The organism is Parasedimentitalea psychrophila, from assembly GCF_030285785.1.
GTDB lineage: Bacteria > Pseudomonadota > Alphaproteobacteria > Rhodobacterales > Rhodobacteraceae > Parasedimentitalea > Parasedimentitalea psychrophila.
Genome location: NZ_CP127247.1, coordinates 4,579,686 through 4,593,656, shown reverse-complemented (window position 1 = coordinate 4,593,656; position 13,971 = coordinate 4,579,686). Strand labels below are relative to the sequence as shown.

The window sequence follows — 13,971 nt, the reverse complement described above, 5'->3', positions numbered from 1 at the left end:
CTGGAAATTCGCTATCGTTTAAGGGTATGTTCGGGAAAGCCGAACGCAGAAAGATACCAATGCATTTCGATTTCACCGATCTTCGCCTGTTTGTTCATATTGCAGAGGCAGGCAATTTGACCCAAGGCGCGGCGCAGGTGTTCCTGTCGCCGCCTGCAGCCAGTGCGCGCATTCGTGCTCTGGAGGACAGTCTTGAATCCCAGCTGCTTTATCGGGGCAACAAGGGGGTCAGCCTGACCCAGTCGGGCGAGACCCTGCTGCGTCATGCGCGCATCATCCTGCGCCAGGTTGATTATCTGCGAGACGATTTCACCGGGCCGAACAACGACCGCTCAGGTCATGTGCGGATCTTTGCCAATACCACCGCCGTCACCGAATTCATGCCCGAGATCCTGGCCCATTTTCTGGCGTCACGGCCGGGTGTTACCATCGACCTGCAGGAAAGATTAACCCATGATATTGTCCGCGCAATCCGCGATGGAACTGCCGATCTGGGCATTGTCTCCGGCGATATCGACCAGACCGGCCTTGAGGCGATCCGCTTTTCAACCGACCGCCTGTTGCTGGCGGTGCCGCTGGGCCATGAACTGGCCAAGCGAAAATCCGTGGCGTTTGCCGACACCCTGGCGTTTGAGCATATCGGTCTGCACGAAGGCAGCACATTGCTGGCGTTTTTGCGCGGGCTGATGGAAAAGAACGGCTATGAGCGGGCGCTGCGGGTCAAACTGCGCAGCTTTGAGGCCATGTGCCGGATGATCGAGGCCGGTGTCGGCATTGGAATCCTGCCAGAGTCGGCGGCCCGCAGGCATATGAAAACCATGCAGATCGCGCTGGTCGGCATCAATGACAGCTGGGCGGTGCGCGAACGCTATGTGCTGGTGCGCTCGATAGATGCGCTGCCTGGGGCGGGGCGGGCGCTGGTTGACGAACTGGTTCTGAATGCGGCGGGCGGCAGCAAGTGACCCGGTCTGCGCGCCAAACAGATCGGCAGAACCAGCGTGCTGCACATCTGGGGATCGGCTCTGACCCATCCTCCACACATCCATATGATCGGGCCCGGGCAGTGGATTCAGGCGGTCAGCACATGCAGTGCCTAGGTGAGAGGGACCCGGTAGTGCTTTGTCAGGGATCGTTGTTCTTGGCTTCTTACCGCGATTGCCACTCGCGACCGTGCCTTTCTGAGCCACTGGTTCAGCGTTTGTGGCACGCAGCCGATCTTCGCAGAGGTCGACATGATCGCAGACCAGTGGCTGTCATGCTGCCCTTGATTGTCCAAAACCATCCGCCCGGCACGCGCGCGCACCTCCGGGGAATACCTGTTCGTTGTGTTGCTGATGATGCTCCATCCTACTCAGGTGTTGGAGCCTCCGGCAAACCCGGCGCGGTTCAATACTGCATGTTCTGGCCGAACTGGAAGGCAACAGGTCATTGTGCCCGGAAACGCTGCCCCTTGGCAGGGGGTGATACAGGTGGGCCGGCAAAACACTGAGCCTGCTCCATCCAGTGGCGCGCCACGTCGCCGGTGACCTGCAACGTGGTATCGGCAATGTTTCGGGTTTGGGTTACAACCTGCGCAAATTCGACCGCCAGGCCGCGCACCACGTTGTCCTTTTGCGGCGCGTTCCAATGCCACACGGCGCCTGATGGCCCGGTCAGCTCGACATGAGGGGCAGGGCTGGGCACCTCTTCCTTGCGGTTGAGGAAGGTCCAGCCAAAGGTCGCGGTGCCCAGATGGGCAATATTGCGGATACGGTCCTGGTCTATACGCTGCATACCCAGCAGGTCGAACACCGCCTGCCCATGCGCCCAGGTCTCCATTTGGCGGGCAGTGATGGAACTGAGCGCGCTCATGTCCGGCCCGACCCACTTCACCCGGTCCTTTGGGTCGACCTGGGCAAAGGCGTCGGCGCAGGCTTCGGCCCCTTGGCACCAGGCTTCAAACAATGCCCGGCCTGACAGCCCATCCAGCCAGGGGAACTGACAATCCAATATGGACGTCCCCTTTTGCATCTCGGTAACGATTGGATCTATGAATTTTGCAAAGACCTCTGGTCCTTTGAGCGATGTTTCGGCGGCTATGTTGAAGAGGTGCAGATGGCCCAATACATGGTCAATGGTCCAGTTTTTAAACAGCGTCGGCCGGTGGAACTCAGCCTCGGGCAAATCCTCTAGTATAGCTGCCAGGGTCAGGCTCTCTGCCCGGAAATCCTCTGCTTGCTGCATCTGCACACCTTTCTGTTTCATCCGATATTTCCCAGATAAAACGCCGACAGGCAATGTTACAGTCTGGAAGATTGTTATTATAGGCGGTCGCCCCCAAGGCCTGCCTCATCGCAGCCGTAACGGCGATGGGGCAGGGTCCGCCTTAAGGGCGCTCAGGGCTTTAGAACCTCAGCGACAAGCAGGACATGCCGCCATCCAGTTTGGCGCATTCGCTGTTGTCAATCTGAACCACTTCGTACCCGGCGTTGTCCAGCATCTCAGCCGTGCGGGGGAAGCCTGCGGGCATGATCACCAGATTGTTGAAACGGATCGCGTTGGCGGCGGCTTCTTCGCCCTCGGCAACGTGCAGAACCCGGTATCCCTCAAAACAGCCCGAGGCATCCAGCCGCTTGGTGGCGAGGATTGTTTCGCCGTCCATCAGCGAGCAATCGGTCTTGAAGTGCAGCACGCCGGGGGGGGTAAACACCTCTCGCAGGGTATGGCCCCATTCGGTGGCGATCTCAGCCAGTTCGGCAACACCCGCCGCATCAGTACGGTCTGAACGGCCCACCAGAATCTCCCGTCCAGTGACCAGAATATCGCCCCCCTCAACGTGGCCCGGCCCCTGAATCTGGCGGACATCCTGGTATAGACCCCGCACTGTCTTTGCCATCTCGGCGACTTCTCCGACCCGTGACGGGGCTCCGGGGTGCATCATGATGGCGCCTTGGGGCAGGCACAGGGTGGTGTCTTCGACAAACACCGCGTCCGCAAACCCCTCTAGTGGCGGCAGTTCAGTGACCTCGGCGCCGGTGCTTTTCAGCGCCGCAACATAAGCCGTGTGGGCCTGTTGCATCCGGTCCAGATCCGGGGTGCCGATGTCCTTGGCGCGCAGGCCATCGACAATGCAGGCCGAGGGACGCCGGGTGATGGCGCGGCTGAATTCAAAAGTTGGATCGCTCATAGCAGTCTCATTCGTTTAGGAGGGCCGAAAAACCGGGGCCTCGATTTCAATCATACTGGGGCCTGGCAGACGGGCAGAGGTCGCCAGGGCCTCTGCCACCGCTTGCGGATCGGCAGCACAGTGTTGATGGGGAATGGTGAAAGATTTTGCAGTTGCTGCGAAGTCTGGCGGTGTCGGATCACAGCCGACAATAGTAACGCCGGCATCCTGCATTGAGGTCGAAATCTCGTGGTAGCCCTGATTGTTCCAGATGACAAAAGTAATGGGCAGGTTTTCGTCCACAGCGGCCATGATCTCGGGCAGGCTGAACTGGGCGCCACCATCACCAACAATGCAGATCACCCGGGTGCCCGGCTCGGCAATAGAGGCACCGATTGCGGCTGGGATACCAAAGCCCAAAGCACCATATCCGGTGGCCGCGTTGAACCAGCCGTGGGGGCGGTCTGGGTCGTAGTACATGTTTCCGGCATAGATCGGCTGGGTTGAATCACCAACCATGATGGCGCCGGGAACGGTATCGCGCATGGCGTCGAGTATCCGCACCTGGGCTTGATACTGAGGGCTCAGTTCCTCAAAGGCGGCGACCCGTGTTTGCGCGGCCCTGTCGGCGCCTGCTTTGGACGGCGCGTTTTTATGGCGGATACCCTGAGTCAGCTCGGCCAGCTTGGCCTTGGCATCGCCAAGCAGGCCGATTTCGGCCTGATGCCGGTTCAACTGCTGATCGCAGCAATCAATCCGGACAAGCTTGGCCATCCGGGCCATACTTCCGGTCGCATACATGTCGTAATCGGTTGGGCCCAATTCGGTGCCGACGGCCAGCACCACATCTGCGCCTTCGATCAGGTCCCGCACTGCGCTGAGGCTGGGACTGGCGGGCACGCCAAGCGGATGATCAAACATGATCCCCCGCGCATTTACCGTTTGCACCACCGGAGCCTCCAGTCGCTCGGCCAGCTCACGCAGCTCTGCCGCTGCGGCAACCGCGCCACCGCCGGCCAGAATCACCGGGGCTTTGGCCGTTTCCAGCAGCAGCACCGCGCGCGCGATCATCTCGGTGTCGTCTTTGGCTGGTTCTGCTGGTGCAGTGTTTTCGACGGGGGCAGCATAGTCCTCGCCGGCGACGTCCAGCGGGATTTCGATATGGGTTGGCCCCGGTCTGCCTGTGGAAAACGGCTCAAACACCTTATGGAGAGCGGCTGTCAGCTGGTCTGCGGTGCGCACCTGTTCCGACACCAGCGCCACTGTCGACATCATCTTGTGCTGGTCCGGCAGCTCATGCAGATGGCCCAGCCCCTTACCAAGGGTGGCAACGCGGTTCACCCCGGACACCACCAGCATCGGCACACTGTCAGCCCGCGCCTGTGCCATTGGCGTCAGCGTGTTGGTCAATCCCGGTCCGGTGATGACAAAGGCGACGCCGGGTTTGCCTGACACCCTCGCATAGCCATCGGCCATGAACCCGGCCCCCTGTTCGTGGCGCGGAGTCACATGGCGAATACCCGAGCTGGCAAGCCCGCGGTACAGCTCGACGGTGTGTACGCCGGGAATGCCAAAGACGGTTTCGACACCGCGTTCGGCCAGTTGCGTCACTAAAGCCTCGCCGATGGTGGTCATGCGACATTCCTTTGCAGTGTGTTGGCATGCAAGACGATACGCTGGATAGCGCGATCAAAATCGCCGTCGTCGATGGTCAGGGCGACCCGCACCCAATCGGACATCGTGGTGCCAAACGAGGTGCCGGGCATCACCGCGACGCCGCCATGTTCCAGCAGGTGTTCAGCATAGGCCTGCCCATCCAGCCCGGTGCTAGCGACATTGATCATTGCGAACATTCCGGCCTCGGGCTGATGCACCGTCAAAGTGGTCTCTTGCGTCAGTTGTTGATCCAGTTTGGCAGCGCGGGCTGCGTAGCGTGTCCGCATACCCTTGGCCACCGGAGAGCCCTCGCGCACCGCCTGTTCGGTCATATCCGCGATAAAGGGCTGATTGCCAAACAGCATGGTTTCCGACACCGACAACAGCGCGTCACAAAACGCAGTCGAGGCCACACACCAGCCACTGCGGAACCCCGGTGCGGCGTGGGATTTGGAGATCGACGACACCGCAATCACCCGGTCGGCAATGGCAGGATTGGACAGCGGCGATACAAAGGTCGATCCGTCAAACACCAGATGCTCATAAACCTCGTCCGAAATGATCCACAGATCATGTTTCAGTGCCAGTTCACCAATGGCCTCAATATCCGCCGCCGTCAGGATCGAGCCTGTGGGGTTGTGCGGCGAGGTCAGCAGGATGGCGCGGCTGCGCGGGGTGATCCGCTCGGCCAGATCCGCCGCCTGCATACGAAACCCATGCTCTGGTCGCAGCGGCACCGGCACCATTTCGGCCCCCGAGGCCCGTACTACGCCTTCATAGGTGGCATACAGCGGATCGCCCACCAATACCTCGTCTCCGGCCTCGGCCACACCCATCATCACCGTGAATAATGCGGTCTGAGTTCCTGGAAAACACAGGAAATTGTTGGGCTCAAAGTCCCGGCCAGTACTGGCTGTATAGCGTTCGGCCAGAGCCGCCCGCAGATTGTCCTCGCCGCGCCCGTTCGAGTAGCCGGTGCGCCCGGCCCGCATCGCGGCAACAGCCGTATCCATCAGCGCCGCTGGCGTCGCCACATCCGGTTCACCAATGGTCATCTCGACGATGTCGGCGCCAGCGGCGATCATGTCCCGTGCCTTTAGGTGGAGCTCCCATTTGGCGCCGCCCAAACCGTCCAACCGACGGGTGATCGCTGTTGTTTTCATGGCTGTTCTGCTTTCTGTTCCAAATCTAATCCAATAATCGCACCAACGGCTTCCACCCCGATGCCCGGCAGTTCACCTGGGGCAAAGGCATCTGGCAGAGCGCCACCTTCCATCCAGAGCCCGTCGATCACCCCGTTGCAGGCGGTTGCCAAATGGCGCAGTCGTGTGGGCGATGGCCTCTGTCCTGCTTCCTCTAGCGCGGCGCTAATAAGGTCTTGCAGCTGGTCGCGAAAGTAGGCGTAGGTGCGTTCGTGAGTGGCCTTCATCTGTGCGTCTCGCTGCACTTTGTTGAGAAAGCTGGCCCATAGGGCAACCGCCCGGGGATCGGCCACCGGTGGTCGCAAGGACGCATTCACCAGCGCCGCCAAACGATCCCGCGCCGAGCTGTCAACCGCAGCGGCAAGGGCAAAGGTCTGATCGGTCATGGTGGTCATGTGATGTTCGTAGGCGGCAATGATCAGCTCCTCTTTGGAGCTGAAATAGTGCCGGATCAAACCCTGTGTCACATCCGCCCGCTCGGCAATGGCCCGCACCGTCGCCCCGCGCACACCCATCTCAGCCACCAGAGACAGCGTCGCCACGATCAACGCGTCTTTGCGCTGTTCGGCACTCTCGCGTTTGAATTTGCGGCGCTCGTCGTTCACAGAGCTTCCTTTCGTGGCGGCAGTAATTATACACTTGCATAATTACGAAGCTTCAGCCTTACTACAAGCACAAATGTGAGGACGCCGGAAAATGCCGACAGCTGCATCTGCAGACCCATTACCTGAGCCCGACACCCGGGCCGAAGCCATTCACGTTGAGGATCTACACAAATCCTTTGGTACCTTAGAGGTGCTAAAAGGTGTGTCTCTAAAGGCAAAGAAGGGCGACGTAGTTGCCATCATCGGTGGCTCGGGGTCCGGCAAATCGACGATGCTGCGCTGTATCAACTTTCTGGAAACCCCATCCTCGGGTCGGATCGTCATTGACGGCGAAGAGGTGAAGATGAACGCGGATGGCAGCCCTGCCGACCGGCGCCAGATCGAACGTATCCGCACCCGGCTGGCGATGGTGTTCCAACAGTTCAACCTGTGGACCCACCGCACTCTGTTGGAGAATATCATCGAGGTGCCGGTCTACGTGCTCAAGGTGCCGCGCGCCGAGGCCATTGCGCAGGCCAGGGTGCTGCTGGACCGGGTCGGCCTGGGGGACAAGATCGACACTTTTCCCGCTTTTCTGTCCGGTGGCCAACAGCAGCGCGCCGCCATCGCCCGGGCGCTGGCCGTTGATCCCAATGTCATGTTGTTTGACGAGCCAACCTCGGCGCTGGACCCGGAGCTGGTAGGCGAGGTGCTGACGGTGATCCGCGATTTGGCCGCCGAGGGTCGCACCATGCTGCTGGTCACTCACGAGATGAAATTCGCACGCGAGGTGGCAAACCACGTCGTTTATCTATTCGAAGGCCGCATCGAAGAGCAGGGTCCACCTGCCGAGGTTTTTGGCAATCCACAGTCGGAACGGCTGAAGCAATTTCTCAGTTCCGTCACCTAAAAATACCAACAGATCAAAACTTTCAATCAGGGAAAAACATATGAAACTCAATACATTGCTCGCCGCGACAGTTACCGCGGCCACACTTGTCGCTGGGGTTGCCGCTGCTGAACAGGTCAAAATCGGCATCGCCGCCGAAGCCTATCCACCGTTTGCCTCGGTCGATTCCTCCGGCACCTGGGTTGGCTGGGAAATCGAAGTCATCGGGGCCGTCTGCGCCGCTGCAAAACTCGACTGTGTGATCACCCCCGTTGCATGGGATGGCATCATTCCGTCGCTGACCGGTCAGCAAATCGACGCCATCATGGCCTCGATGTCGATCACCGCTGAACGCGCCAAAACCATCGACTTTTCCGACGCCTACTACAACACTCCGGCTGTAATCGTTGCTGACAAATCAATGGACATCGAGCCGACACCGGAATCGCTGGCTGGCAAGATTGTCGGCATTCAGGCCTCGACCATTCACCAGGCCTATGCGCAGGAATACTTCAAGGATTCCGAAATCCGCGTCTATCAGACCCAGGACGAAGCCAACCAGGATCTGTTTGCAGGCCGCATTGACGCCACTCAGGCTGACAGCATCGCGATGGCGGATTTTGTCGGCTCGGACGCTGGTGGCTGCTGTGAAATCAAAGGCCCGGTTGCCAATGATGTATCGATCCTGGGTCGCGGCGCTGGCGCTGGTGTCCGCAAGGGTGACGATGCCCTGCGCGAAGCTCTGAATGCGGGCATTGCCGCCATTCTGGCCGATGGCACCCATGAGAAGATCACTGCGCGCTACTTCAACGCCAGCATCTACAGCGAATAAGGTCTGACCTTGGAGCTGATCCTCGAAACGCTCGGTCTCGCCGAGAGCGCAAAACTATTGTCGCTGTCGCCGCCGGGCTGGGGCGCCAACCTGCTGCGCGGGCTGGCGAACTCGCTGAAAATTGCATCCGGAGCCTTTGGCTTTGGGCTGCTGATCGGGCTTTTCGGGGCCTATGGCAAACTATATGGCGGGCCGGTCCTGCGCGACCTGCTCGCCATATATACCACTGTTATCAGGGCGGTCCCCGAGCTGGTTCTGATCCTGATCCTGTATTACGTCGGCACCGACCTGATTAACCAGGCGTCTTCGGCGATGGGCTATGGCCGGGTTGAAATCAGCGGCATCGTGGCTGGCATCTGGGTGCTGGGCATTGTGCAGGGCGCCTATTCGATTGAGGTTCTGCGCGGCGCAATTCTGGCGGTGCCGCCCGGCCAGATTGAGGCGGCCCGGGCCTTTGGCATGCCACCCCTGATGACCATGTGGCGGGTCACCATCCCGGCGATGATGTCCTTTGCCACCCCGGGGCTGGCCAACCTGTGGCTGATCGCCACCAAAGACACTGCCTTGCTGGCCATCGTCGGCTTTTCGGAACTGACCTTGGAAACCCGTCAGGCAGCCAGCAGCACCCGGGCTTATTTCACCTTTTTCCTGGCGGCAGGCGGCTTGTACCTGATGGTGACCTTATGTTCCGGAGTGGTGTTCGGCTGGATTGAAAAATGGGCGCGGCGTGGCCAGCCTTCGCTGCGGGAGGGCCGGGGATGACGACCCTAAAATCCCTGATGTTGCCGCATCGCATTGTGATGATGGCGCTGTTTGCCGCCTTGGTTCTGTGGTGCGCTGTCACCCTGCGCTGGGACTGGATCCCGAAATATGCCCCCCTGGCAGTAGAAGGAATATGGACCACCATTTGGATTATGGCGGTGACGACTGTGCTGGGCTTTCTGCTGGCGGTGCCGCTGGGCCTGGCTCAGGCGATTGGGCCGTGGTATCTGTCGATCCCGGCGCGCAGCTTCTGTACCGTCATTCGCGGCACACCGCTGTTGTTGCAGATCTGGCTGCTTTACTATGGTCTGGGATCTCTCTTCCCGCAGTTCCCGTGGATCCGCAGCAGTGAATTGTGGCCCTACCTGCGCCAGGCCTGGCCCTATGCGGTGCTGGCGCTGACCCTGTCTTATGCCGGCTACGAGGGCGAGGTGATGCGCGGTGCCTTTTCCGGTGTTGCCAAGGGCCAGCTGGAGACCGCCAAATCCTTTGGCATGCGCCGTTTCACCATGTTTCGCCGGATCTGGCTGCCGCAGGCCATTCGCAATGTGCTGCCCACGTTGGGCGGCGAGACCATCCTGCAGTTGAAGGCAACGCCACTGGTGGCGACAATCACCGTGATCGACATCTATGCGGTGTCGTCGCGTGTTCGATCAGATACCTTCATCGTCTATGAGCCGCTGCTGTTGCTGGCGGTGGTCTATATGGTCATTGCCGGCCTGATCACGCTGGCCTTCAAACGGTTCGAAGCTCAGCTTCCGCGATAAGCTGCAGACATAAAAATGGCCTCGTGTTGAGCGAGGCCATTTTTATGGTTTTGGTTATTTGCCAGTCCAGACTGGATCCCGTTTCTCAGCAAAGGCACGCGCACCTTCCAGCTGATCATCCGAGCGGTACAGCACATCAACCGAGGCCAGCTGGCTTTTGGTGATCCGGTTCATCGCGTCCTGAAACTTGCTGTCTTCGGCATCGCGGACAATTTCCTTGATCGCCGCATAGACCAGCGGTGGGCCACTGGCCAGCAGACGCGCCAGCTCCCAGGCGCGGTCCATCAGCTGATCGGCGGCGAGGATCTCATTCACCAGCCCCCAGCGATGTGCCTCATCCGCATCAAACCAACGGCCAGTCAGCAGCAGTTCCATGGCGATGTGATAGGGAATGCGTTTGGGCAGTTTGATACTGGCCGCATCTGCCACGGTGCCCGAGCGGATTTCCGGCAGCGCAAAGCTGGCGTGATCGGCGGCCAGGATCATATCAGCCGACAGCGCCAGCTCCAGCCCGCCGCCACAGGCGATGCCGTTCACCGCCGCAATCACCGGCTTGTTCATGTCGCGCAATTCCTGCAAGCCGCCAAAGCCACCGACGCCATAGTCTCCATCCACCGCATCGCCATCAGCGGCGGCTTTCAGATCCCAGCCGGGGCAAAAGAACTTACCGCCGCCACCGGTGATAATCGCCACCCGCAACTCGGGGTCATCACGGAAATCGCGAAACACTTCGCCCATGACATGACTGGTGGCCAGATCAATGGCATTGGCCTTGGGACGATCCAGGGTGATCTCAAGAATTGCGCCATCGCGTTTGGTTTTAATAGGGGACATCTGTCAGGCCTTTCGAATAAGGGCGTCCACTGCCACGGCCCGATCGGGCGTGCAGAGGAGGGGGTTGATTTCAACTTCGCTAACGGTTTCAGCATTTGCAAGGACGTAGGACTGAACAGCCAGCACCGCCTCGACAATCGCAGCCCTATTGGCGGCGGGCTTGCCCCGGTATCCGGTCAGCAATGGGCCACAGTTCAATTTAGCCAGGGCGGTTTCGATGTCTGCGGGTTGCACTGGCAGCAACAGGGAGGTCGTATCCCGCAGCATCTCGGTCAGCACACCTCCGGCCCCCAGTGTCAGCACATAGCCATGTGCATCATCGCGGATCACCCCCACCAGCAGTTCAGCCACGGTGCCGGTGATCATCTCTTCGATCAGCACCGTGTCGGTGCCAATCTCGGCGGCGACGGCGGCGACCTGTTCGGGCATAATGCCCAATCGAACCGCTGCGTGCTCTGATTTATGCGCCAATCCGACACCTTTGATGGCAAAGGGCGGGCGCAGCTCAGTAGCGGCACTGGCTATGGCCCCCGGCCCCTGGGCTGAGCGGTTCTGCGGCACCTGAACCCCGTGCTCGGCCAGCGCCTGCTTAGAGGCGGCCTCGGTCAAGGTCTGGGTCGCCGCGGTGGTTGCCGGCAGACATATGGGATCTGGGTGTGGGGCGCGCAGGTTTGCTGCCGTCTCGGTCGCGGCGAGGGCTTCACGCAGGCCCAGAAACGGCACCACCCCGCCGGCCATCAATTCGGCGGCAACATCTGCTGGCATCAGTTCCGGCAGGCTTGAGACAACGGCGAACCGGGCTTGGGTGTCGGCGCGTACTGATAGCGCCGCTTGGGTGGCACAGATCCAGTCGGCCTGGTCGGTGGTGGGATAATCGACAATCGAAAACGTCATCGCGATCCCGTCGCCGGTCATACCGGACCAGGCCCGCGCCATTGCCGCCCCGTCGCGCCAGATATAGGTGTGGTAGTCCAGCGGGTTGTTCAGCGCCACCATCGGCCCCAATGCAGCCCGCAATTGCACCTGTTGCTGGTCTGTCAGTGGCGGAAATTCCAGTTTGGTACCAACCGCCATATCGGCGATCAGGCTGGCCTCGCCGCCAGAACAGCTGATTGACGCGATATTGCCGCTGGGCAGAGGCCCATAGCAGTGCAGCAGTTTCAGCGCTTCCAGCAGGTCGGGCAGGGCACCCAGCCGGGGAATGCCGAGCCGGTCGAGAAAGGCCTGCGCCCCGGCATCGCTGCCCGCCAGTGAGGCGGTATGGGAGACGGTGGCCTGTTGTGCCTGCTCGGATATCCCCACTTTCAGCGCCACCAGTGGCACGCCCTTTTTATGGGCCTTGGCGGCCAGCGCCTCCCATTCCCGCAGGTCAGAGAAGCCTTCGATATGCAGACCCACCGCAGTGACCCGCGGATCGTCAATCAGCGCCGAGGCGATCTTTGCCTGCGAGCTCTGCGCCATATTTCCGCAGGTCACCACATAGGCGATTGGCAGACCGCGCTGTTGCATGGTCAGATTGATCGCAATATTTGAACTCTGCGTCAGGATCGCGACGCCACGATCAACCCTTTGGCAGCCATGCTGATCGGGCCACAGCAGGGCGCCGTCCAAAGCGTTGATAAAGCCATAGCAATTGGGCCCCAGAATGGGCATTTGCCCGGCAGCGGCAACCAGTTGCGCCTGCAGATCATCACCTGTGGCGTCCTCTGCGGCGGCCTCGGAAAAGCCGGAGGCAAAACAGATCGCGCCACCAGCCCCCATCGCCGCAAGGCTGCGCACCAACTCGATGGTGGCATGGCGGTTGATGCCAATGAACACCGCATCCGGCGCCGCTGGCAGATCCGCGAGGGACTTATAGGCCGGACAGCCGGCGATTTCATCAGACCTGGGATGAACCGGCCAGATATCCCCGGAAAACCCCATTGCCTGAGACTGTTTGATAACCTGTACACACCAGGCGCCGCCGCCGACGATGGCGATGGATTTTGGCTGGAACAGGCGGCTGAGAGTGTTGGACATGCGGTTGCCGTATACAAAGAGGTCTAGGGTGTCCCGGCGAACCCTTTCGCCGGGACAGCGATGTCAGGCGCCAAGGGGGCGCAGCAGATCGCGGGAGATAATGTGGCGCTGGATTTCCGAGGTGCCGTCCCAGATCCGCTCGACGCGGGCATCGCGCCAGAAGCGTTCAATCGGGAAGTCATCCATCAGCCCCATGCCGCCAAAAATCTGCAACGTGGTATCGGTGACCCGCGCCAGCGTCTCGGAGGCATAGAGTTTGGCTGAGGCAATTTCACGGTTGGCCGGCAGGCCCTGATCCAGCCGCCAGGCGGCCGCAAGGGTCAGCCATTCGGCGGCGTCGATCTCGGTGATCATGTCGGCGATCTGAAAGCTGATGCCCTGAAACTTGCCAATCGGTTGGCCGAACTGCTTGCGCTCGGCGGCATAGTTCAACGCATAGTCAAAGCAGCGTCGCGCCCGACCGACTGAGAAGGCCGCAACGGTCAGACGGGTGGCGTAGAGCCATTCGTTCATCACCGCAAAACCACCATCAACCTCGCCCAGAACCTGCGCATCCGGCAGGCGGCAATCGTCGAAGCTCAGGATATAGTTCTTGTAGCCCTTGTGGCTGACCGAGTTATAGCCGTGGCGCACCTCAAACCCCGGGGTGCCGCGATCCACCAGAAAGGTAGTGATCCGGCGCTTGGGGCCTTTGGGGGTCTCATCCACCCCGGTGGCAATGAATACGATAAAGAAATCAGCATGTTCCGCGCCGGAGATAAAGTGCTTGGAGCCGTTCACAACCCAGTCACCACCGTCGCGCACGGCCTGACACTTCATGCCGCGCACATCCGATCCGGCGTCCGGTTCTGTCATCGCCAGCGCATCCATCCGCTCGCCGCGAACGGCGGGCAGCAGATAGCGTTCACGCTGTTCGTCATTGCTGGCCATCAGAATATTCTGTGGCCGCCCAAAGAAATGGGTCAGGGCCATCGACCCGCGGCCCAGCTCGCGCTCGACCAGAGTGAAATCGGTGTGGCTCAGGCCCGCGCCTCCGACCTCTTCGGGGAAGTTACAGGCATAGAAGCCCAGATCGATGCATTTCTGCTTGATCGCATTGCCCAGCTCCAATGGCACCTGACCGGTCCGTTCGACCTCGGCCTCATGCGGATAGATTTCTTTCTCTACGAAACTGCGAACAGTCGAGACGATCATCTCTTGTTCTTCGGACAAGCCAAAATGCATTTTTCTCGGACCTCTCTGCCGGTGAATTTTCCCGAATAAATAGCCTCTTGCCCTAGG

At 60.3% G+C, this 13,971-nt stretch carries 13 protein-coding genes and 1 pseudogene; 6 read left to right on the top strand and 8 right to left on the bottom strand.

The features are described from left to right. The first annotated feature begins 59 nt into the window (after positions 1 to 59). Positions 60 to 962 (top strand): LysR family transcriptional regulator, encoded by a 903-nt coding sequence (locus QPJ95_RS22180; RefSeq protein ID WP_270920104.1) that lies wholly within the window; start codon positions 60 to 62, stop codon positions 960 to 962. An 18-nt stretch (positions 963 to 980) separates the two neighbouring features. Continuing rightward, positions 981 to 1,061 (top strand): annotated as a pseudogene (locus tag QPJ95_RS24505) (transposase); the annotation flags it as partial. A 364-nt stretch (positions 1,062 to 1,425) separates the two neighbouring features. Here the strand turns inward: QPJ95_RS24505 and QPJ95_RS22170 are convergent. The 5 genes from QPJ95_RS22170 to QPJ95_RS22150 all read right to left on the bottom strand — a co-directional run bounded on the left by QPJ95_RS22170 (position 1,426) and on the right by QPJ95_RS22150 (position 6,608). Next, the gene (locus tag QPJ95_RS22170; RefSeq protein ID WP_270920143.1) at positions 1,426 to 2,223 is read right to left on the bottom strand and encodes a TIGR03084 family metal-binding protein; all 798 of its coding nucleotides are present in this window, start codon (positions 2,221 to 2,223) and stop codon (positions 1,426 to 1,428) included. A 160-nt stretch (positions 2,224 to 2,383) separates the two neighbouring features. Continuing rightward, positions 2,384 to 3,166: a dimethylarginine dimethylaminohydrolase family protein gene (locus QPJ95_RS22165; protein WP_270920106.1), complete on the bottom strand. Its 783-nt coding sequence runs from the start codon at positions 3,164 to 3,166 to the stop codon at positions 2,384 to 2,386. 15 nt (positions 3,167 to 3,181) lie between these two features. Then, positions 3,182 to 4,780 carry a 5-guanidino-2-oxopentanoate decarboxylase gene (locus QPJ95_RS22160; protein WP_270920107.1) on the bottom strand — a complete coding sequence of 533 codons (1,599 nt, stop codon included), beginning with the start codon at positions 4,778 to 4,780 and terminating at the stop codon, positions 3,182 to 3,184. Next, positions 4,777 to 5,964, bottom strand: a complete 1,188-nt coding sequence (locus QPJ95_RS22155) for a pyridoxal phosphate-dependent aminotransferase (RefSeq protein WP_270920108.1) — start codon at positions 5,962 to 5,964, stop codon at positions 4,777 to 4,779. The genes QPJ95_RS22160 and QPJ95_RS22155 overlap by 4 nt, the downstream gene beginning before the upstream one ends. Further along, entirely contained in the window at positions 5,961 to 6,608 is a 648-nt protein-coding gene (locus QPJ95_RS22150; RefSeq protein WP_270920109.1) for a TetR/AcrR family transcriptional regulator, read from the bottom strand. The genes QPJ95_RS22155 and QPJ95_RS22150 overlap by 4 nt, the downstream gene beginning before the upstream one ends. A gap of 91 nt (positions 6,609 to 6,699) precedes the next feature. On the opposite strand from QPJ95_RS22150, the gene QPJ95_RS22145 reads away from it, so the two are divergent. The 4 genes from QPJ95_RS22145 to QPJ95_RS22130 are packed head-to-tail and all read left to right on the top strand — an operon-like array spanning position 6,700 to position 9,837. Next, complete coding sequence (locus QPJ95_RS22145; protein WP_270920110.1) at positions 6,700 to 7,497, top strand: ABC transporter ATP-binding protein; 798 nt, start codon at positions 6,700 to 6,702, stop codon at positions 7,495 to 7,497. A gap of 40 nt (positions 7,498 to 7,537) precedes the next feature. Further along, positions 7,538 to 8,308, top strand: coding sequence for a transporter substrate-binding domain-containing protein (locus QPJ95_RS22140; protein WP_270920111.1), 771 nt, complete (start codon positions 7,538 to 7,540; stop codon positions 8,306 to 8,308). Between the two features lie 9 nt (positions 8,309 to 8,317). After that, entirely contained in the window at positions 8,318 to 9,070 is a 753-nt protein-coding gene (locus tag QPJ95_RS22135) for an ABC transporter permease (protein WP_270920112.1), read from the top strand. Beyond that, a complete protein-coding gene (locus tag QPJ95_RS22130) occupies positions 9,067 to 9,837 on the top strand; it encodes an ABC transporter permease (RefSeq protein ID WP_270920113.1) in 771 nt (256 codons plus the stop codon). Before QPJ95_RS22135 ends, QPJ95_RS22130 begins: the two co-directional genes overlap by 4 nt. A gap of 54 nt (positions 9,838 to 9,891) precedes the next feature. Here the strand turns inward: QPJ95_RS22130 and QPJ95_RS22125 are convergent, their stop codons facing one another. The 3 genes from QPJ95_RS22125 to QPJ95_RS22115 all read right to left on the bottom strand — a co-directional run bounded on the left by QPJ95_RS22125 (position 9,892) and on the right by QPJ95_RS22115 (position 13,914). Continuing rightward, the gene (locus QPJ95_RS22125; RefSeq protein ID WP_270920114.1) at positions 9,892 to 10,671 is read right to left on the bottom strand and encodes a carnitinyl-CoA dehydratase; all 780 of its coding nucleotides are present in this window, start codon (positions 10,669 to 10,671) and stop codon (positions 9,892 to 9,894) included. Between the two features lie 3 nt (positions 10,672 to 10,674). Further along, positions 10,675 to 12,690 (bottom strand): acetate--CoA ligase family protein, encoded by a 2,016-nt coding sequence (locus QPJ95_RS22120; RefSeq protein ID WP_270920115.1) that lies wholly within the window; start codon positions 12,688 to 12,690, stop codon positions 10,675 to 10,677. 63 nt (positions 12,691 to 12,753) lie between these two features. After that, positions 12,754 to 13,914, bottom strand: coding sequence for an acyl-CoA dehydrogenase family protein (locus QPJ95_RS22115; protein WP_270920116.1), 1,161 nt, complete (start codon positions 13,912 to 13,914; stop codon positions 12,754 to 12,756). Positions 13,915 to 13,971: the final 57 nt, after the last annotated feature.